The sequence below is a fragment of the Limnomicrobium aquaticum genome (assembly GCF_040545545.1).
GTDB lineage: Bacteria > Pseudomonadota > Alphaproteobacteria > Rhizobiales > Rhizobiaceae > Ensifer_A > Ensifer_A aquaticum.
The window spans coordinates 37,488-57,327 of record NZ_JBEPMB010000007.1; the positions used below are offsets into that span (position 1 = coordinate 37,488).

Sequence of the window (19,840 nt, forward strand, 5' to 3'; positions counted from 1 at the left end):
CTCTATATGGAACGGCAGAAAGGATCCTCATGGCCAATATCGACAGGTCGGACGACTGGCGTGATCGCTACTCGCCCTCCATGGAAGCAATGGAATCGCTCGCGCAGGAGGCTTTCAGCCATCTGCCGGAGGAGTTCCGCATGCTCACGGGCAACCTGATCATCGAGTTGGCGGAGTTTCCCGACGACGACGTCTTCGAGGACATGGCGCTGGAAACGCCCTTCGACCTGCTGGGTCTGTTCGAGGGACGCGGCATCACCGAGCGTTTCTCGGTCGAAAGCGGCGACATGCCGAACAAGATCCTGCTCTATCGCCGCCCGATCCTCGACTACTGGGCCGAGAACGAGGAAACGCTGGGCGACATCATCACCCATGTCCTGATCCACGAAATCGGCCACCATTTCGGCCTTTCGGACGACGACATGCAGGCGATAGAAGACCGCGCCGACGAGATGCGGACGAGCTAAGCAATTCCAGAAAAAGTGCGAAGCGGTTTTTCGTCCGGAATTGCGGCAAACAAAAATTACTTAATCTTCCCCTTCAGCGCGGAATCCGGATAACAGGTCTGCTTGAGCCCGTTTTTCGCTTCAAAATCGCCGATGGAGCGCCGCGTCTTGTAGCCGGGCAGCCCGTCCACCTTGCCGACATCATAGCCCTTTTTAACGAGCGCCTCCTGCATGGCCTGCACGTCGGAGCGCAGCATCTTGCCCACATCGCCCCATTTGCCGGCAAAGCCGCCGGCGCGCGGATTGGCGATGCGGTCGGCGAGATTGCCGACATAGAGCGCATAGAGGTCGGAATTGTTATATTCCTTCAGCACGTAGAAATTCGGCGTGACGATGAAATCCGGCCCGAAGCGACCGGCCGGCATCATCATCATGCCGTCGCTCTTCAACTCCGAGGCGGCAAACGGCTTGCCGTCGATGCGGGTCACGCCCGCCGCCACCCATTTCGAGATCGGCCGCGCGAGATCCGGCCCTTCCTGGGCGCAGGACACGCTGTCGGGAATGTTGGCCTCCACACCCCAGCCGCGGCCGCGTTGCCAGCCCTTCTGCGCCATGTAATTGGCAATCGAGGCAAGCGCGTCGGGCACGGAATTCCAGATATCGACCTTGTGGTCGCCATCGAAATCCACCGCATATTGCAAGAAGCTCGACGGCATGAATTGCGGCTGGCCCATCGCGCCGGCCCAGGAGCTTTTCATCGCCTTCGGATCGATCCTGTCGACGGCCGAAATCTGCAGCGCGGCGACCAGCTCCTTGAGAAACAGATCCTTGCGGGTCGACATGAAGGCCTTGGTGGCCAGAACCTGCATGGCCGGATAGGGCGAAGCGGCCGCGCCAAAACCTGTCTCGCGGCCCCAGAGCGCCAGCACGATCTCGCCCGGAACCCCATAGGTCTTTTCCAGCCGCGCCAGCAGGCTCGCATGCTGCGCCTTGAGCTGCTGGCCCTTCAGCGCCAGCGTCGCCATCTTCTTGTCGTCGAAATAGGGGGCCGGCGTCGCAAACTCCGCCTGGCTCTGCTTCTGCTCCGGCGGCGGCTTTTCGCCGGGCGGCACGAGATCGGGCAGCGACCAGTTGAGCGTCACGCCCTTGAAGGCTGCGTCGAAGGTCTCGCGCGGCACCTTGTTCTTCTGCGCTTCGGGCCAGACGGTTTTTTCAAGCCAGGCGCGGAATTGCGCCTCGACAGCAGGCTTGTCGAGAGCGACGGCGGGCTGGGCGAGGAGGAGTGAGGAAAGGATTCCTAGTGCGGCGAGGGTGCGGGTGAAGATTCCCCCTCTGGCCTGCCGGCCATCTCCCCCACAAGGGGGGAGACGATCCGTGGCACCCGCCTGCCTCAATGAGGGGCTGAACGATGCGCCGACGTTGCTCTCCCTCCCCCTTGTGGGGAGAGTTGGGGAGGGGTTCTTGCCACGAATGAAAACGCTCATCATCAGGCTAATCTCCCTCATTCCCTCAAATCGCCGTGCGCGCCCGAAGCGCCGCGGTCAGCGTGCCCTCGTCGAGATAGTCCAGCTCGCCGCCGACCGGCACGCCATGCGCCAGACGGCTGATCTTGACCTCGAGCCCGGCCAGCCGGTCGGTGATGTAATGCGCCGTGGTCTGCCCCTCGACGGTGGCGTTGACGGCGATGATCACCTCGCGCACGCCGCCTTCCGCCACCCGGTCGACCAGCGCACGGATGTTGAGATCATCCGGCCCGACGCCATCGAGCGGAGAGAGCGTGCCGCCGAGCACATGATAGGCCGCATTCATCGCGCCCGCCCGCTCCAGCGCCCAGAGATCGGCAACATCCTCAACCACGATGATGACGGAATGATCGCGCGTCGGGTCGGTACAGACGGTGCAAGGGTCAGATGTGTCGACATTGCCGCAGCGCGAGCAGATGCCAACCTTCAAGACCGCCTCGCCCATCGCATGCGCCAGCGGCGCCATCAGCTGTTCCTTCTTCTTGACGAGATGAAGGGCCGCGCGGCGCGCTGAACGTGGCCCCAGTCCCGGCACCTTCGCCAGCAACTGAATAAGTTTCTCGATTTCCGGTCCGGTCACACGCTTTGCCATGGTCTCGTATGTAGTGGATGGGTTGATTCTTGCAAACAGCGGGCCGGGTTTCGATCAGACATTTCGGGGGATTGTAATGGCCCCTTCTCCTCCCCAAACGCGGCAAAGAAGAGCGCCGAAGGTGCGCTTCAGCGCATCAAATAAAATCCATACCAACAGGAAGCAAATGCAGATAACGGAACAGAAAATACATCGAAGCGAGAACGGCAACCATGGCCACAGCGTATAAAGAAAATTCCAAGCTTAGCCGGGATAGTTTCACGGGCTGAGAGGACTTATCTTTATCGTAATGCCACTTTATCGAATAAAACATCCCAGCTATCAAAACGATAAGCTTGAAAGCCATGAGTGATAAGGGAACCCAATCCATAGTTTCAGACTTTTCTTTCTCTGAAGCGGCGCGCCGAACGCGGTCCCGGCACCTTCACCAGAATCTGAATGCGTTTCTCGATTTCCGGTCGGGTCACACGCTTTGCATGGCTTCGTATGTCATGGATGGGGTGATAGTTGCAAACGGTGGGGAGGATCATTGCCTCGGACAAATCAACGCAGCCCCTGCCAAAAGACCCCTCCCCACCCTCCCCACAAGGGGGAGGGAGACCCTGCCGCGCCGTCGTCCCCCAATCACCCTTCCGCGTGCTGCACCCACTTCGTTCGATTGAGGCAGCGAACTCGCCTCATGCCGTCTCCCCCCTTGTGGGGGAGATGGCGGCAGGCAGAGGGGGCCCTTGCCCTGCGCACCAAAACCCCGGCAGGACAAATCCTCCGGGTTATGCCTCATTCTCATGATCCTCGTTCTCAGAAGATCGGCCGGGGCGTCTGCAACACCTCGTAATGGTATAATTAGTATGGCGTCCCAGACGCCCCGTTTCAGTCCTTGTCACTCGACGAACTTGGATCTCAACGCCCGGTCCGCCCTCGTCATGCCGTTCCTCGTCATGTCGAGGCTACTGGCAGTGGACCGCGATTGCTTATGCTGGCCAGGCCAGCGCTTCGGGTGCGGCCTGCCTCCGCTTGCCCTCCGGGTCACCGTCTCTCGTCAAGCGCCGGCAAGTGTACGATCCGAAGACCGAACCCTCCATCCACCACCCTTGCGGGGGCGAATATCCGAGAGCTTGCGTCTGACCCTCGAACCCGGAACCGGCCCCACCTCGCCGCAGCGCCCTGCGGTGTATCCGTGATGGGACGGGATTATGATGAGGCAGGATTCGGGAGTGGGGAAATCGGGGGATGAAATATGGGCGAAGAGACCCCCTCTCTTGGAATTTCTAGCACTTAGCGTTCCGCTAAGATGCTGAAATTCCTTTCTCTCCCACCAGGGGGGAGATGGGAGTTCGCGGCAACTTCATCCTCCAATCTCCCCCCTGGTGGGGGAGAAAGCGATTTCGATGGCTTAGCCGAAGGCTAAACATCAGAAATCGCAAGAGAGGGGGTTCGGGGCGCACCGGCGCAACCCCACACTCCGTCATACCGGACTAGATCCGGCATCCAGCCAGCCCGCGTCTGTGGGCTGAAAAGACTCGTTGCAAAGAGCCTCCCGCGCGATGGGCATCGCGCACTGGATACCGGCTCAAGGCCGGTATGACGGAGGGAATACGTAAGCCAAAACAAACAAAAAACCGCCGGAAGATCTCTCATCCGGCGGTTCAAACTCTGGAGCCAGACGGCCCCCTCACCTGCGATTTCTAACACTTAGCCTTTGGCTAAGATGTTGAAATCGCTTCCTCTCCCACAAGGGGAGAGGAAAGGTGTCACGCAGCCAACTGGCGCAGCACCGTCTGCAGGATGCCGCCGTTGTTCATGTAGGTGACTTCGTCGAGCGTATCGATGCGGCAGATGATCGGGATGTCCTTCACCGTGCCGTCGCCATAGGTGACCTTGGCGATCTTCTTCTCGCGCGGCTTGACGTCGGCGAGGCCCTCGATGGTGACGAGTTCGTCGCCCTTGAGGCCGAGCGTTTCCCAGGTCGTGCCGTCCTCGAAGACGAAGGGCACGATGCCCATGCCGACGAGGTTGGAGCGGTGGATGCGCTCGAACGACTGCGCGATCACGGCCTTGACGCCGAGCAGGTTGGTGCCCTTGGCAGCCCAGTCACGCGACGAGCCGTTGCCATATTCGACACCGGCGAAGATGACGAGCGGAACGCCCTCGGCCTTGTACTGCATGGCCGCATCGTAGATCGACATCTCTTCCTTCGACGGATAGTGGATGGTGTAGCCACCTTCCTTGCCGTTCGGGCCGAGCATGTGGTTGCGGATGCGGATATTGGCGAACGTGCCGCGCATCATGACCTCATGGTTGCCGCGACGCGTGCCGTACTGGTTGAAGTCCGCAACCGCCACGCCATGGCCCGTCAGGTAGGCACCAGCGGGCGAAGCCGCCTTGATGGAGCCGGCCGGCGAGATATGGTCGGTGGTGATCTTGTCGCCGAAGAGACCGAGCACGCGCGCACCCTTGATGTCCGAAATGCCGCCGAGCTGCATGCCCATGCCGACAAAGTAGGGCGGGTTCTGCACGTAGGTGGACGAATCGTCCCAGGCATAGGTCTGACCGGTCGGGGCCTGAACGGCCTGCCAGTTGGCGTCGCCCTTGAACACATCGGCATACTTCGCCGCGTAGATTTCGCGGGTCACGTATTTCATGATGTATTCCTGGATTTCCTTCGTCGAAGGCCAGATGTCCTTCAGGTAAACCGGACCATCCTTGCCTTCGCCGATCGGCTCCTTGGTCAGGTCCTTCTGGACCGAACCGGCAAGCGCGTAGGCAACGACCAGCGGCGGAGAGGCGAGGTAGTTTGCCTGAACGTCCGGCGACACGCGGCCTTCGAAGTTGCGGTTACCGGAGAGAACGCCGGCGGCAATCAGGCCCTTGTCGTTGATCGTCTTGGAGATCGGGGCCGGAAGCGGACCCGAGTTGCCGATGCAGGTCGTGCAGCCGAAGCCGACGAGGTTGAAGCCGAGCGCATCGAGCTCCTTCTGGAGACCCGAATTGTTGAGGTATTCGGCAACAACCTGGGATCCGGGCGCCAGCGAGGTCTTCACCCACGGCTTCGTCTTCAGGCCCTTGGCGACCGCATTGCGGGCGAGCAGGCCGGCAGCGATCAGCACGGACGGGTTGGACGTGTTGGTGCAGGACGTGATGGCGGCAATGGCAACGTCACCATGTCCGAGATCGTAATCCGTGCCTTCAACCGCGTAACGGTTGGAAAGCTGGCCCGGCTTCTTGTAGTCGTTTTCGAGCGCGGCGGCGAAATTCGGCGCGATCGTTTCGAGCGGCAGGCGGCCTTCCGGACGCTTCGGGCCGGCCATCGAGGGCACGACGTCGCCGAGGTCGAGTTCCAGCGTGTCGGTGAAGACGAGATCGGAACCGTCGCCCACGCGCCACATGTCCTGCGCCTTCGAATAGGCTTCGACGAGCGCAATGCGGTCGGTGTCGCGGCCAGACATGGTGAGGTAGTTGATGGTTTCGCCGTCAACCGGGAAGAAGCCGCAGGTCGCGCCATATTCCGGACCCATGTTGCCGATCGTCGCACGGTCGGCGAGCGACATGGCGTCGAGGCCGGGGCCGAAGAATTCGACGAACTTGGAGACAACGCCCTTCTTGCGCAGCATCTGCACGACGGTCAGAACGAGGTCGGTCGCGGTGACGCCTTCCTTGAGCTTGCCGGTCAGCTTGAAGCCGATGACTTCCGGCAGCAGCATGGAAACCGGCTGGCCGAGCATGGCAGCTTCCGCTTCGATACCGCCCACGCCCCAGCCGAGAACGCCAAGGCCGTTGATCATCGTGGTGTGCGAATCGGTGCCGACGCAGGTGTCGGGATAGGCGATCGTTTCGCCGTCTTCTTCCTTGGTCCAGACCGTCTGGCCGAGGTACTCAAGGTTCACCTGGTGACAGATGCCGGTGCCGGGCGGAACGACGCGGAAGTTCTTGAACGCCTGCTGGCCCCACTTGAGGAACTTGTAGCGCTCTTCGTTGCGCTCATATTCGAGTTCCACGTTGCGGGCGAAAGCGCGCGGCGTGCCGAATTCGTCGACGATGACCGAGTGGTCGATGACGAGGTCGACGGGAACGAGCGGGTTGATCTTTTCCGGATCGCCACCGAGCGCCTTGATGCCGTCACGCATGGCGGCAAGGTCGACGACGGCGGGAACGCCGGTGAAGTCCTGCATGAGAACGCGGGCCGGGCGATAGGCGATTTCAGCCTCTTCCTTGCCCTTGTTGACGAGCCATGCGGCGCAGGCTTCGATATCGGCCTTGGTGACGGAGCGGCCGTCTTCGTTGCGCAGCAGGTTTTCCAGAACCACCTTCATGGAATAGGGCAGCTTGGAAATGCCGGCGAGGCCGTTTTTCTCGGCGGTGGGCAGGCTGTAATAGACATAGTCCTTGCCGTTGACGGTCAACGTCGAGCGGCACTTGAAACTGTCAAGAGATGTAGCCACGGATAGAACCCCGTTTCGTCTGTTCGCCAAATTTGACGTGCGGACGCCCGAGCGCTTGAAATTCGCGCAAATGGGATGCGGGTACGGCCATTTCCGCTGTCCGCACGAGAATATCTTCCTCAAGAATTCACGTTCGGCGCAAGGATAATGATCACGCCGGCCGCTGGCGTGTTGCGGGCGTTATAGATGTTTTCTAAAGAAGGTTCCAGACCTGCGAAGGTCGAAGCGTGTAATTTTTTTGCAGTGCGGCGAAGCACTTGCAGTTGAGGCGGTGGGACATGCGGTTCGAGGCGCAAGCGCTTTCGGCGAGGCGGGGCGAAGACCTCCTCTTCCGCGACATTTCCTTCGCGCTTTCAGACGGCGAAGCGCTGGTCGTGACGGGCCCGAACGGTTCGGGCAAGTCGACATTGCTGCGCGTGCTGGCCGGCCTCCTGCCGCAGGAAGAGGGCACGGTGCGATTCGTGGACGGAACCGAAGACCGCCCCGCCCGCGAGGCCTGCCACTATCTCGGCCACCGCAACGCGATGAAGCGCGAACTGACCGTGGAGGAGAACCTCACCTTCTGGGCCGAGTTCATGGCGAAAGAGGGCGCCGCCCCCGGCATGGACATAGACGAAGCCGCCGAATCGGTCGGCCTTGCCGGCATCGCCCACCTCCCCTTCGGCTACCTCTCCGCCGGCCAGCAGCGCCGCATGGCGTTTGCCAAACTCCTCGTCGCACATCGGCCGGTCTGGATATTGGACGAGCCGACCGCGGCGCTGGATGTGAAGGCGGATGCGATGTTTGCGGGATTGTGTCAGGCGCATCTGGCGGCGGGCGGAATGCTGGTTGCGGCGACGCATCAGCCGCTGGGGATCGAGAGCGTCAAGTCGCTGGTGATGAAGGGGTTTGAGTATGGGGAGGCGCTGGCATGACCGCCCTCCTCCTGCGCGATCTCCGTCTCTCCATCCGCTCCGGCGGTGGCGCACTGATTGGCGTCCTCTTCTTCATGGCGGTCGTGGCCGTCATTCCCTTCGGCGTCGGGCCGGACCTCAACCTCCTCTCCCGCATCGGTCCGCCGATTCTCTGGATCGGCGCACTGCTGGCCTCGCTGCTTGGGCTCGACCGGCTGTTCCAGGCCGACCGCGAGGACGGGTCGCTGGATCTGATGCTGATGCAGGAGACGCCGCTGGTCATGACGGTCTTCGTCAAATGCGTGGCGCATTGGCTGTCGCACAGCCTGCCGCTGGTGATCGCCTCACCGCTGCTGGCACTCTTCATGAACATGGATGCGCTGTCGGTGGGAGCCACGGCGCTGACGCTGCTGGTGGGCACGCCGGCGATCACCTTCATTGGTGCGGCCGGTGCGGCGGTGGCCGTATCGCTGCCGCGCGGCGGGCTGCTGGTGTCCATTCTCGTGCTTCCGCTGACCATTCCGGTGCTGATCTTCGGTGCGGGCGCGGCCTATGCGGCGACGCAGGACCCCTCACCCTTCCTGCCGCCCTTTCTCTATCTGATCGCGCTGACGCTGATCTTCGCGGTCATCGGACCGCTGGCCGCAGCCTTGGCGCTTCGAGCCTCCTCGGACTGATCAAAACTTCTTGAGTTGACCAAGATCAATTGCAGCTTGCAGGGCCAGACGGTAAAAGGGCGCCATGACAGACACGAGCCTTGCGATCAGAAGCTTTTCAGACCTCGCCAACCCGGCCAAGTTCATTGCGCTGGCGGGAAAGCTCATTCCCTGGCTGGCGGGCGTGACGGCCATCCTCTTCGCCGCGGGCCTCTGGCTCTGTTTCACCACGGATGGCGACTATCAGCAGGGCGAAACCGTCCGCATCATGTATATCCATGTGCCGGCCGCCTGGCTTTCCATGATGTGCTACACGATCATGGCGGCATCCGCCGTCGGCACGCTGGTCTGGCGGCATCCGCTGGCCGACGTTTCGGCCCGCGTAGCAGCCCCCCTGGGTGCGGCCTTCACCTTCGTCGCGCTGGTCACCGGCTCGCTCTGGGGCAAGCCGATGTGGGGCACATGGTGGGTCTGGGATGCGCGGCTCACCTCCGTCTTCATCCTCTTTCTGATGTATCTCGGCCTCATCGCCTTCAACCGCGCCATGGACGATCCGTCGCGCGCGGCGCGCGTTTCGGCGGTCATGATCCTGATCGGTTTCGTCAACATCCCGATCATCAAGTTCTCGGTCGACTGGTTCAACACGCTGCACCAGCCGGCCTCGGTCGTGCGCATGGGCGGGCCGGCCGTCGACAGCGAATTCCTGCGCCCGCTTCTCGTCATGGCGATTGCCTTCACCATGCTCTTCTTCACGCTGCATATGATGGCGATGCGCACCGAAATCTGGCGCCGCCGCGTGGCCGCCATGCGCCGCATCGCCGCCCGTTCGGCAGCGCGCGGCCAGGAGGTCTGAGCGCATGGAACTCGCCCATAACGAAGGCTATGTGCTCGCCTCCTACGCCATCACGCTCATTGCGATGATCGTCATCATCGGCTGGGTGCTCATCGACAGCCGCGGCCGGCAGCGCGAATTGAAACGGCTGGAAGAGGCCGGCATCCGCCGCCGCTCGGCACGCAACGCCGCTTCAGGCGGGGCCGCAACAGAAAAGACAATCGACGCATGACCGAACAGCACACGGAAGAGCCCGCACGCCCGAAGCTCTCGCGCATCGGCGTCATCATCGCCTTCCTGCCCATCGTCACCTTTCTGGCGCTGGCCGGCATCTTCTGGAAACAGCTGACTGCAGGCGGCAACCCCGCGACACTGCCTTCCGCGCTGATCGGCCGTCAGGCGCCGTCGTTGAACCTCAACGCGCTCGAAGGCTCCAATCGTCCGCCGCTCATTGACGCGCAGGTCAAGGGCAAGCTTACGCTGGTCAACGTCTGGGCCTCCTGGTGCATTCCCTGCCGCGACGAAGCGCCGGAAATCATGGCGATCTCCAAGGACCCGCGCATCAACGTCGTCGGCATCAACTACAAGGACAAGACCGACAACGCACTCGCCTTCCTCGGCGATTTCGGCAACCCCTTCGCCGCCATCGGGACCGACCCGAACGGCGCTGCCGCCATCGACTGGGGCGTCTACGGCATCCCGGAAAGCTATCTCGTCGATGCGACCGGCAAGATCATCTACAAGAAGGTCGGCCCGTTCGATCCCGTCAGCATCGAGAAGGAGCTGATGCCCGCGGTGGAGAAGGCGCTGGCTGGCAAGGGTTAATCCTCCCTTCCAGCTGCAGCGGCGCAAACGGCCCTTAAAGCGCCGACTGCCATTGCCGGATCGCGTCGATCGGCCAGACCAGCATGATGATATTGAGCGCAAGATTGTCGCGAATGATGATGGCTGTGGCAATCTCGAAGCCGATGGCGATGATAATCGTCAGCCAGACAGGCGCCCTCGCTGCAAAGAAAAAGCCGATCGCCATGGCCACGGTATCCATTGCCGAGTTCAGGATGCTGTCGCCTTCATAACCGTAGGACACGGTTACAGAACGATAGCGCTCGATGATGATTGGCGAGTTCTCCAGAATTTCCCAGCCGGCTTCGATGAGTGTCGCGAACGCCAGGCGCAGCGCCACCGGATAGCGTCTGAGCAGAAGAAAGCCCAGCCCGTAGAAGATGAAGCCATGAATGATGTGCGACGGCGTATACCAGTCGGAAATATGCTGGGAATTTCCGGCGGAATGCACCGAAGGCTCGAAGAGCTTGATCTCCCCGCAGGAGCAGATCCAGAGCCGGCCCATATAATGCTCACTGAGGATCTGAACGGCAAGAATGGCGAGCGCGACGCCCAGCCAAGCCAAAGAGGACTTTAAGGCGTCAGGCCGCTGGTCCATCGCAGCGGTCACGGCTGGCTTTCCTTCTCCCCCTCATCCTCCAGCGAATGCTTCATGATGAGCGGCATCTGCGACATCGTGAAGAGGATGGTGATGGGCATGGTGCCCCAGACCTTGAAGGTGATCCAGGCATCGTCGGAGAAATTGCGCCAGACGACTTCATTGAGGACCGCCAGAAACAGGAAGAACAGGCCCCAGCGGAAGGTGAGCTTGCGCCAGCCTTCATCGTCGAGCCGGAACGCCGCGTTGAAGACATAGCCGAGCAGCGACTTGCCGAAATAGAGCCCACCAAGCAGCACCACACCGAAGAGCGCATTGATGATGGTCGGCTTCATCTTGATGAAAAGCTCGTTCTGCAGATAGATGCCGAGCCCGCCGAAGACGAGCACGATGGCGCCCGACACGAAGGGCATGAGCGGCAGGTGCTTCACCACGATCTTCGAGACGACCAGCGAAATCACCGTCGCCACCATGAAGAAGGCGGTGGCCACAAAAAGCGGGCCACCCAGCTTTTCCAGCACCGGAAAATGCTTCACCAGCCATTCGCCACGCAGGTTGGCGAAGAAGAAGACAAGGATCGGCCCGAGTTCCAGCGCCAGTTTCAGGCCCGGATTTTCGCGCGGCCTGGGAAGAGCAGCGGGCTTCGGGTTCAGGCTTTCGTCAGCCATTGACGAGCTTCCTTAAATACAAAACGATCAGGCAATGCCTGCGATGGCGCTGGCGAAATCCTTCGCCTCGAAAGGTTCGAGGTCGTCGATCCCTTCGCCCACGCCGATGAAATAGACCGGCAGCTTGTGCTTGGCGGCAATGGCCACCAGAATGCCGCCACGCGCCGTGCCGTCGAGCTTGGTCATGACAAGGCCGGAGACACCCGCAATATTGCGGAAGATTTCCACCTGCTGCAGAGCATTCTGGCCAGTTGTCGCATCCAACGTCTGCAGCACGGTATGCGGAGCGTCCGGATCAAGCTTGCCGAGCACGCGGACAATCTTCTCCAGCTCCGCCATCAGCTCGGCCTTGTTCTGCAGGCGCCCGGCCGTGTCGATGATCAGCACGTCGGAGCGCTTCTCGATCGCCTTTTTGTAGGCGTCGTAAGCCAACCCCGCGGCGTCGGCGCCCAGTTGTGTGCCGATGAATTCGGAGCCCGTGCGACCCGCCCAGATCTTCAGCTGCTCGATGGCCGCCGCGCGAAATGTATCGCCCGCCGCCAGCATGACCTTGAGCCCCGCGCCGGAAAGCTTGGCGGCGAGCTTGCCGATGGTCGTCGTCTTGCCGGTGCCGTTGACGCCGACAACCAAGATGACATGCGGCTTGTGATTGAGGTCGAGTTCGAGTGGCTTGGCAACAGGCGCCAGCACCTTCTCGATTTCGCCCGCCATGATGCGGCTGACATCCTCGCCCGTCACGTCGCGGCCATACCGCTCGGCGGAGAGCGCGCCGGTGACACGCATGGCCGTTTCGACGCCGAGATCGGCCCGGATCAGCAGCTCTTCCAGTTCCTCCAGCGTGTCGTCATCGAGCTTGCGCTTGGTGAAGAGCGAGGAAATCTGCTGCGTCAGCTGCGACGAGGTGCGGAAGAGCCCGGCCTTGAGACGCTGGAACCAGGATTGCTTGACCTGCGGGGCGGGTGCCGCCGGCTCGACCTTGCGATCGGCGGCAGAGGCAAAGCCCTTGGGAAGCGCGGGTGTGGAACCTGCCTCTTCTCCCCTCGGGGAGAAGGTGGCCCGAAGGGTCGGATGGGGGGGCGACGGTTCAACAGGGGATTCGGGCGCGGCTTCAGCTGGCTTTTCAGCGGCGGCATCGCCTGGGACACCCCCCTCTGTCGGCTGCGCCGACATCTCCCCCTCAAGGGGGGAGAGGGGCGTCGGCGCTTCCGGCTCGGGCTCGGGCACACCGGCATCCCAGTCGGCAAGAGCCTCGGCATCTTCGTGGTCTATGTCGGTAACGTGAGCCGGTTCCGGCGCAGGTGTGTGCTCGGCGGCAAATTCTTCCGCCGTCTCTTCGGAAATACCGGGTGCGGGCGCGGGGTCCGGAAGGTCGGCGTCCCATTCGGTACGCTCGACAGCCTCTTCCTTGCTGAGGTCGACATCGTGGACTTCGGCGGGGGCTTCAACGGGGACGTCAACGACTGGGGAACCCCCCTCTGTCGGCTTTGCCGACATCTCCCCCTCAAGGGGGGAGAGCGGGCCGGAGTGAGCCGCCTCGGACGGTTTGGCCGTCTCGTCGTCCTTCTTGCCGAAGGAGAAGACTTTCTTGATGAAACCGAGCGCCATTTCTCGTCCGTCTGGTTCAGGCCGCGTGGGCGGCAATCGTGTCGAATATCAGATGCTTGCCGTCATGACCGGAAATCGTGACCTCGGCAAAGGTTCCGGGTGCCATGTCGGGCGTCCTGACGCTCGTGAAGTTTTCGGTATGCGCCAAGCCGCCGCGTTCGGCAAGTACGATCTGGCGCGTGCCGGCCATGGCGGAAAGATGGGTCTGGCTCAGCTGCTCGCCAAGTCCGCGCAGCCGCGCAGCCCGCTCCTTCACCAGCCGCCGATCGAGCTGCGGCATGCGCGCAGCGGGAGTCCCTTCGCGCGGGCTGAAGGGGAAGACATGCAGATGCGCGATGCCGATCTCTTCGGCCAACCGCAGCGAATTGGCAAAGGCCTCCTCCGTCTCGGTCGGAAAGCCGGCAATGATATCGGCACCGAAGGCCATGTCGGGCCGCAACCGGCGAACATCAGCGCAAAAAGCCAGCGCATCAGCGCGGGAATGCCGCCGCTTCATCCGCTTCAGGATCAGATCATCGCCATGCTGGAGCGACAGATGCAGATGCGGCATGAAGCGTGGCTCGTCGGCAATCAGGTCCATCAGATGCCGGTCCGCCTCGATGGAATCGATGGAGGAAAGCCTGAGCCGGCGAATATCGGGAACCTGTTTCAAAATGGTCTTGGCGAGCAGGCCCAGCGTCGGCTTGCCCGGCAAATCGCCCCCGTAAGAGGTTGCGTCTACCCCGGTCAGCACCACTTCGGTATAGCCGGAGGCGGCAAGCTCGCGTACCTGATCGACCACCGCGCCCATCGGCACCGAGCGCGAATTGCCCCGCCCGTAAGGGATGATGCAGAAGGTGCAGCGATGGTCGCATCCGTTCTGCACCTGCACGAAGGCGCGCACATGGCCGTCGATGAGGCGCACCATCTGCGGCGCGGTCTCTGTCACGCTCATGATGTCGTTGACGCGGGCCTTTTCCTCGACCGAGACGCCGAAATCGGGCAGCGCTCTGTAAGCCTCGGCTTTCAGTTTATCGTCATTGCCGATCACCGCATCCACTTCCGGCATGGCAGCGAAATCATGCGCGGCAACCTGCGCGGCGCAGCCGGTGACGACGATGCGGGTCGCGGGATTTTCGCGCCGCGCCCGGCGGATCGCCTGGCGCGCCTGCCGGACGGCCTCGCCGGTGACGGCGCAGGTGTTGACGAGAATGGCATCCGTCAGCCCGGCCTTGGCGGCCTCGGCCTTCATCACTTCGGATTCGTAGATATTGAGACGGCAGCCGAAGGTTATGACTTCGACAGCGCTCAAACCGCAACCGCCTCGTCGGCCTGCCAATCGCCGGTCGCGGGATCGACCGTGCCGGACCATTCCCAAGTGGCGGGGCCGGTCATGACAACATGATTGTCGAGCCGCCATTCCAGGTCCAACGAGCCGGGCGGAATGGCGCTGGCGACGTTCACCGTCACCTTGCGGCCAGTGCGCCCCGTGCGAGCGCCACTGACGGCAGCAGAACAGGCGGCAGAGCCACATGCCAGCGTCAGGCCAGCGCCGCGCTCCCAGGTCCGCGTCGTCATCGAGGTCGGCGACGTCACCTGAGCAATGGTGATGTTGCACCGCTCGGGAAAGATGGGATGGTTTTCGAGAAGCGGCCCGAACTTTTCCAGATCGTAGGACCAGACATCGTTTTCGACCCAGAAGATCGCATGCGGATTGCCCATCGACATGGCCGACGGCGAATGCAGGACAGGATTGTCGATCGGCCCGATCTGCAGCTCGATCCGGCTCGTATCGTGAAACTCTTCCGCCAGCGGAATGCGGTCCCAGTCGAAGACGGGTTCGCCCATGTCGACCGAGATCAGCCCGTTCTCATGCTCCTTCGCATTGAGAATGCCGGCAATGGTCTGGAAGGTGAAGGTCTGCTTGCCGGTCTCGGCGGCCAGCGCCTGCACCACGCAGCGCGTGCCGTTGCCGCAGGCCTGCGCGCGCGTTCCGTCGCAGTTCAAGATGTCGATATAGGCGTCCGTGCCGTCGAGCTTCGGATCGTAAACCGCCATGATCTGGTCGAACTTGGTTGCCGGATCGGCATCGAGCGCGATGGCCGCCTGCGGCGTCACCTTGTCCTTGCGGCCGCGCATATCGATGACGAGAATCTTGTTGCCAAGCCCGTTCATCTTCGCAAAGGGGACGCGTTCAGACATTGTATTGCTTTCTCATCGCCGTTTCGGCCATCGCCGGATTTCCGTCTATATGGCGGAAAAACCCGGCAATTTCCAGAGGCGACCCTATCACACCTGCGGCACGTCGAAAACGGCACCCGGTTGTAGCGCCGGGAACCGTTCCCGCGAGATGCCGACGGCCTCAAGGGCCGCATGCAGCTCCCGCTCCGGATGATGGATGTTCTCGTTGGTAAGCTGGAAAGTGAACCAATGGTGACCAGCCGCATAGGCGGCATTGCAAAGCTTCATGCCCGCCACCGCCTCTTCCGGATTCTGGTGCTGCGCCTTCATGAACCAGCGCGGCTCGTAGGCGCCAATCGGCAGGATGGCGAGGCGGAAGCGGCCGTACTTCTCACCCGCTGCCCGATAGTTGATGCCCTCATGAAACCCCGTGTCGCCGACATGATAGATCAGCCCGCCGGGCGTTTCGATGACGAAGGCCGCCCAGAGCGCGAAGCGGCGATCGTTGACACCGCGCGCAGACCAGTGATGCGCCGGCTCGCAATGAAAGACGAGACCAAGGCCGAAATCGAAACGATCACCCCAGTCCATTGTCTGGATGCGGGCATTGGCGATCGAACGGCGGATAATTGTATCGTTGCCGAGCGGCGTGACGATGAGCGGATTATGAACCCGCACCAGCCGTTTCAGCGTTGCAATGTCGAGATGGTCGTAGTGATTGTGTGAAACGATCACGACATCGATCGGCGGCAAGTCCTCGAAGCGTATACCCGGTTCATTGGCGCGCTTCGGTCCCGCGAAGGAAAACGGGCTCACGCGCTCCGACCAGACCGGATCGGTAAGGATCGAGAAGCCATGGGACTGGATCAGCATGGAGGCGTGACCGACCATGGTCACCCGCAAACGGTTGCCCTCGATCCGCGCATCAGGCCATGCCTGCAGAAAGGCTGAAGCCACCGCAGGTGGCCACGGCTGCGGCTTCTCGCGGAAACGCCATTGCAGCACCTTGGAAAACCCGCCCGGCTCGACGCCGCCGGGATTGAAAAAACGCTTTCCGTCAAAGTGATCCGTGACGGGGCCTTGGTAATAGGGATTTCCACTCATTCTCAACGCCGCTGTGCCGCTTGCCTATGGGTTGTGCTCTGCAACATAAACGCAAGTAGGTGATTGCTGGTTGCATTTAAACCCGCGAGATTGAGTGGTTTCTGAAAAAAGCTGAAAGTCCGGTGGTTTCAAGCCACATCAATATCCGTGTGGATGAAATCGTCACCCGTGAAAAGAAGCGGCACGCCAGCGCTTTTCGCGCAGGCATAGGAAAAGCAATCGCCGAAATTCAGCCGGGCCGGATGCCCGGTCCCGCGCCCGTAGCGGCGGGCAGCATTGAGGGCAAATTTATGAAGGCCCATGTCGAGCGGCATCTCGACTGCCCCAACCTCGGCCAGAAATGCGAGAACCTGTCGTTCCACCTCGTCAAATATACCGGGCGGTATCGGCTGGTGGTCGCCCAGGCGCAACACAGTCACCTTCTTCGCTATGCTGACAACGGTCTCGTAAACAACGAGGGATGAGTAAAGCACCGGTCGCCCGGCATTCTCAAGCTCACGAGAAAGCCTTTGAGCAACGGGCTCGTTCGTGAGAATTGCCACAGCGGCCGACGCGTTCAGAAACATCAGACTTCCCACATCTCGTCCATGAAGGCCTTTTCATCGAACTCGGCCTTATGCGGCCCCATCATGGCCTTGATCCTGTCCTGGATCGGCCGGATGCGCTCTTCAAGGCTCACAGGCGCGGGCGCTTCGGCCAAGGCCTTTTCCAGCGCAGTCCGGACTGCCTCTGTCTTCGTCTTCACACCCATGCGCTGCTGCAACTCGGTCGCCAGTGCATCTACGCTCGGATCGCGAATATAAAGGGACATGGCAGCTTCCTTCGGCAGATGGAATATTCCTCAATATAGAAGGAATATCCCGAGGGGACAATGCCGCGCCACGACGCGCGCCGCGCCCCGCCTTGACTTTCCGCCGCTTTTCCTGTTTAAGCCCCACAAAATCCGTCTCAAGGCAAGCTTGAGCCACTGACCGGGGCGTCGATCCCGGAGGTCAACATCCGGCAGCGCGATGCGCCCCCGGATGCCACACTGCTTTGTGCTGAAGTGTTTTACGCTTGCATTCTCGGCGGACAATACCGACGTTTCGGACACCCGAAACGAAAAGGACGACACGATGTTTGAAAACCTCCAGGAACGTCTTGGCTCCATTCTCAATGGGCTGACCGGACGTGGCGCGCTTTCGGAAGCTGACGTTTCCGCGGCGCTGCGTGAGGTGCGCCGTGCGCTTCTGGAAGCAGACGTTGCGCTCGAAGTCGTTCGCGCCTTTACTGATCGCGTCCGTGAAAAGGCCGTCGGCGCGGAGATCCTGAAGTCGATCAAGCCCGGCCAGATGGTCGTCAAGATCGTTCATGACGAGCTCATCGACATGCTCGGCACCGACGGCGAAGGCATCAGCCTGAACGCCGCCGCCCCCGTCGTCATCATGATGGTCGGTCTCCAGGGTTCGGGCAAGACGACGACATCGGCCAAGATCGCCAAGCGGCTGACGACGCGCGAGCGCAAGAAGGTCCTGATGGCCTCGCTCGACACGCGCCGTCCGGCAGCGCAGGAGCAGCTTCGCCAGCTCGGCGTCCAGACCGGCGTCGATACGCTGCCGATCATTGAAGGCCAGTCGCCGGTCGATATCGCCGCGCGCGCCGTGCAGGCGGCCAAGCTCGGCGGTCACGACGTCGTCATCCTCGACACCGCCGGCCGCACCCACATCGACGAGCCGTTGATGGTGGAAATGGCCGACATCAAGAAGAAGTCGTCCCCGCATGAAATCCTGCTGGTCGCCGATGCGCTGACCGGTCAGGACGCCGTCAATCTCGCCCGCAATTTCGATGAACGCGTCGGCATTACCGGCCTCGTCTTGACCCGCATGGATGGCGACGGCCGTGGCGGCGCGGCGCTTTCGATGCGCGCCGTCACCGGCAAGCCGGTCAAGCTCATCGGCGTCGGCGAAAAGATGGACGAACTCGACGAGTTCCATCCCCGCCGCATCGCCGACCGCATTCTCGGCATGGGCGACATCGTCTCGCTCGTTGAACGCGCCGCCGAGAACATCGATGCCGAAAAGGCCGCCGCCATGGCTGCCCGCATGGCCAAGGGCAAGTTCGACCTCAACGACATGGCCGACCAGATCCGCCAGATGGAAAAGCTCGGCGGCATGGGCGGCATCATGGGGATGATGCCCGGCATGGCCGGCATGAAGGACAAGATGTCTGCTGCCGGTCTCGATGACCGCATCTTCAAGCGCCAGCTCGCCATCATCTCCTCGATGACCAAGGCAGAGCGCGCCAATCCCGATATTCTCAAGCATTCCCGCAAGAAGCGCATCGCGAGCGGCTCCGGCACGGACGCCTCCGACATCAACAAGCTCCTGAAAATGCACCGCCAGATGGCCGACATGATGAAAATGATGGGCGGCAAGAAGGGTGGCATGATGAAGCAGATGATGGGCGGGCTTGCCGGCAAGATGGGGCTGGGCGGCATGATGGGCGGCGGCATGCCGGACCTCTCCAGCATGGACCCCAAGCAGCTGGAAGCACTCGCCAAGCAGGCGGAAGCCTCCGGCCTCACCAAGGGCATGGGCGGACTTCCCGGTGGGCTGCCGGGCGGCTTGCCGGGTCTGGGCGGCATGAAGCTGCCGGGTCTTGGCGGACTGCCTGGCCTGCCGAAGAAGAAGTAAGGAGCGCGTTTCGTGATCGATCCCGAAATCAAGACCAGGCTCGCCGGCTATCGCCAGTCGATCGACAATATCGACGCAGCTCTCGTCCACATGCTCGCCGAGCGCTTCCGCTGCACCAAGGAAGTCGGCGTCTTGAAGGCCACGCATGAATTGCCGCCGTCTGATCCGGCGCGCGAGGAATACCAGATCGAACGTCTTCGCCGACTGGCGAAGGAGGCCAATCTGGACCCGGATTTCGCTGAGAAGTTCTTGAACTTCATCATCAAGGAAGTCATCCGGCATCATGAAGCCATCGCCGCCGAACATAACGGCAAGTGAAGGCTAATGCCGCATCGGTCTGAAAAATCCGATGCGCAGAGAAGAGAATACGCAGCATCCCGCTGCAAACGACATGTCACGAAATCGCCGCCAAAAGCGGCACATCAATGCCTGAAGGAGAAATGAAATGGCACTGAAGATTCGTCTCGCCCGCGGTGGCTCCAAGAAGCGTCCGTATTACCAGATCGTCATCGCTGACGCCCGTTCGCCGCGCGATGGCCGCTTCCTGGAGAAGGTCGGTTCGTGGAACCCGATGATCGCCAAGGACGCAGAAGGCCGCATCGTTCTGAACAACGAGCGCATCCAGCATTGGCTCGACAACGGCGCACAGCCGACCGACCGCGTCCTGCGCTTCCTGAACGATGCCGGCCTTGCCAAGCGCGAAGCCCGCAACAACCCGGAAAAGGCAAAGCCGGGCAAGAAGGCCGTCGAGCGCGCCAAGGAACGCGAAGCCAAGGCCGCTGAAGCCGCTGCTGCGGAATAATTTCCAG

The 19,840-nt window shown here is 61.7% G+C and carries 20 protein-coding genes; 9 read left to right on the forward strand and 11 right to left on the reverse strand.

Annotation, left to right across the window (positions count from 1 at the left end; all coding sequences use genetic code 11):
- Nucleotides 1-29: 29 nt before the first annotated feature.
- Nucleotides 30-467 carry a metallopeptidase family protein gene (locus ABID16_RS18275; protein WP_354557802.1) on the forward strand — a complete coding sequence of 146 codons (438 nt, stop codon included), beginning with the start codon at nt 30-32 and terminating at the stop codon, nt 465-467.
- Between the two features lie 56 nt (nt 468-523).
- Here ABID16_RS18275 and ABID16_RS18280 read toward each other — a convergent pair whose 3' ends face one another.
- The 3 genes from ABID16_RS18280 to acnA all read right to left on the reverse strand — a co-directional run bounded on the left by ABID16_RS18280 (nt 524) and on the right by acnA (nt 7,000).
- The gene (locus ABID16_RS18280; RefSeq protein WP_354557803.1) at nt 524-1,933 is read right to left on the reverse strand and encodes a lytic murein transglycosylase; all 1,410 of its coding nucleotides are present in this window, start codon (nt 1,931-1,933) and stop codon (nt 524-526) included.
- 22 nt (nt 1,934-1,955) lie between these two features.
- Nucleotides 1,956-2,561: a recombination mediator RecR gene (recR, locus tag ABID16_RS18285; RefSeq protein WP_354557804.1), complete on the reverse strand. Its 606-nt coding sequence runs from the start codon at nt 2,559-2,561 to the stop codon at nt 1,956-1,958.
- A gap of 1,751 nt (nt 2,562-4,312) precedes the next feature.
- The gene (acnA, locus tag ABID16_RS18295; protein ID WP_354557805.1) at nt 4,313-7,000 is read right to left on the reverse strand and encodes an aconitate hydratase AcnA; all 2,688 of its coding nucleotides are present in this window, start codon (nt 6,998-7,000) and stop codon (nt 4,313-4,315) included.
- Nucleotides 7,001-7,278: 278 nt separating this feature from the next.
- On the opposite strand from acnA, the gene ccmA reads away from it, so the two are divergent.
- From ccmA to ABID16_RS18320, 5 genes are all read left to right on the forward strand, one after another.
- On the forward strand, nt 7,279-7,914 hold the full coding sequence (ccmA, locus tag ABID16_RS18300) for a heme ABC exporter ATP-binding protein CcmA (protein WP_354557806.1): 636 nt from the start codon (nt 7,279-7,281) through the stop codon (nt 7,912-7,914).
- The gene (gene ccmB / locus ABID16_RS18305; RefSeq protein WP_354557807.1) at nt 7,911-8,570 is read left to right on the forward strand and encodes a heme exporter protein CcmB; all 660 of its coding nucleotides are present in this window, start codon (nt 7,911-7,913) and stop codon (nt 8,568-8,570) included. The genes ccmA and ccmB overlap by 4 nt, the downstream gene beginning before the upstream one ends.
- Nucleotides 8,571-8,634: 64 nt before the next feature.
- On the forward strand, nt 8,635-9,402 hold the full coding sequence (locus tag ABID16_RS18310) for a heme ABC transporter permease (RefSeq protein WP_354557808.1): 768 nt from the start codon (nt 8,635-8,637) through the stop codon (nt 9,400-9,402).
- Nucleotides 9,403-9,406: 4 nt separating this feature from the next.
- A complete protein-coding gene (ccmD, locus tag ABID16_RS18315; protein WP_354557809.1) occupies nt 9,407-9,613 on the forward strand; it encodes a heme exporter protein CcmD in 207 nt (68 codons plus the stop codon).
- On the forward strand, nt 9,610-10,206 hold the full coding sequence (locus ABID16_RS18320; protein ID WP_354557810.1) for a DsbE family thiol:disulfide interchange protein: 597 nt from the start codon (nt 9,610-9,612) through the stop codon (nt 10,204-10,206). Before ccmD ends, ABID16_RS18320 begins: the two co-directional genes overlap by 4 nt.
- Before the next feature lie 34 nt (nt 10,207-10,240).
- On the opposite strand, the gene ABID16_RS18325 is transcribed toward ABID16_RS18320, so the two are convergent.
- The 8 genes from ABID16_RS18325 to ABID16_RS18360 form a co-directional block, all read right to left on the reverse strand.
- On the reverse strand, nt 10,241-10,822 hold the full coding sequence (locus ABID16_RS18325) for a DUF2585 domain-containing protein (RefSeq protein WP_354557967.1): 582 nt from the start codon (nt 10,820-10,822) through the stop codon (nt 10,241-10,243).
- A gap of 8 nt (nt 10,823-10,830) precedes the next feature.
- Entirely contained in the window at nt 10,831-11,490 is a 660-nt protein-coding gene (locus ABID16_RS18330) for a septation protein A (protein WP_354557811.1), read from the reverse strand.
- A 27-nt stretch (nt 11,491-11,517) separates the two neighbouring features.
- Nucleotides 11,518-13,095 carry a signal recognition particle-docking protein FtsY gene (gene ftsY, locus ABID16_RS18335; RefSeq protein ID WP_354557812.1) on the reverse strand — a complete coding sequence of 526 codons (1,578 nt, stop codon included), beginning with the start codon at nt 13,093-13,095 and terminating at the stop codon, nt 11,518-11,520.
- A 16-nt stretch (nt 13,096-13,111) separates the two neighbouring features.
- Nucleotides 13,112-14,386, reverse strand: a complete 1,275-nt coding sequence (gene mtaB / locus ABID16_RS18340) for a tRNA (N(6)-L-threonylcarbamoyladenosine(37)-C(2))-methylthiotransferase MtaB (protein ID WP_354557813.1) — start codon at nt 14,384-14,386, stop codon at nt 13,112-13,114.
- Entirely contained in the window at nt 14,383-15,276 is an 894-nt protein-coding gene (dapF, locus tag ABID16_RS18345) for a diaminopimelate epimerase (RefSeq protein WP_354557814.1), read from the reverse strand. Before dapF ends, mtaB begins: the two co-directional genes overlap by 4 nt.
- 87 nt (nt 15,277-15,363) lie before the next feature.
- Nucleotides 15,364-16,359 carry an MBL fold metallo-hydrolase gene (locus tag ABID16_RS18350; RefSeq protein ID WP_354557815.1) on the reverse strand — a complete coding sequence of 332 codons (996 nt, stop codon included), beginning with the start codon at nt 16,357-16,359 and terminating at the stop codon, nt 15,364-15,366.
- A 128-nt stretch (nt 16,360-16,487) separates the two neighbouring features.
- The gene (locus ABID16_RS18355) at nt 16,488-16,925 is read right to left on the reverse strand and encodes a type II toxin-antitoxin system VapC family toxin (protein WP_354557816.1); all 438 of its coding nucleotides are present in this window, start codon (nt 16,923-16,925) and stop codon (nt 16,488-16,490) included.
- Entirely contained in the window at nt 16,925-17,170 is a 246-nt protein-coding gene (locus ABID16_RS18360) for a type II toxin-antitoxin system VapB family antitoxin (protein WP_354557817.1), read from the reverse strand. The genes ABID16_RS18355 and ABID16_RS18360 overlap by 1 nt, the downstream gene beginning before the upstream one ends.
- Before the next feature lie 304 nt (nt 17,171-17,474).
- Between ABID16_RS18360 and ffh the strand changes: the two genes are divergently transcribed.
- From ffh to rpsP, 3 genes are all read left to right on the forward strand, one after another.
- Complete coding sequence (gene ffh / locus ABID16_RS18365) at nt 17,475-19,031, forward strand: signal recognition particle protein (protein WP_354557818.1); 1,557 nt, start codon at nt 17,475-17,477, stop codon at nt 19,029-19,031.
- 12 nt (nt 19,032-19,043) lie between these two features.
- Nucleotides 19,044-19,349: a chorismate mutase gene (locus ABID16_RS18370; protein WP_354557819.1), complete on the forward strand. Its 306-nt coding sequence runs from the start codon at nt 19,044-19,046 to the stop codon at nt 19,347-19,349.
- 127 nt (nt 19,350-19,476) lie between these two features.
- The gene (rpsP, locus tag ABID16_RS18375) at nt 19,477-19,833 is read left to right on the forward strand and encodes a 30S ribosomal protein S16 (protein ID WP_354557820.1); all 357 of its coding nucleotides are present in this window, start codon (nt 19,477-19,479) and stop codon (nt 19,831-19,833) included.
- Nucleotides 19,834-19,840 lie beyond the last annotated feature (7 nt).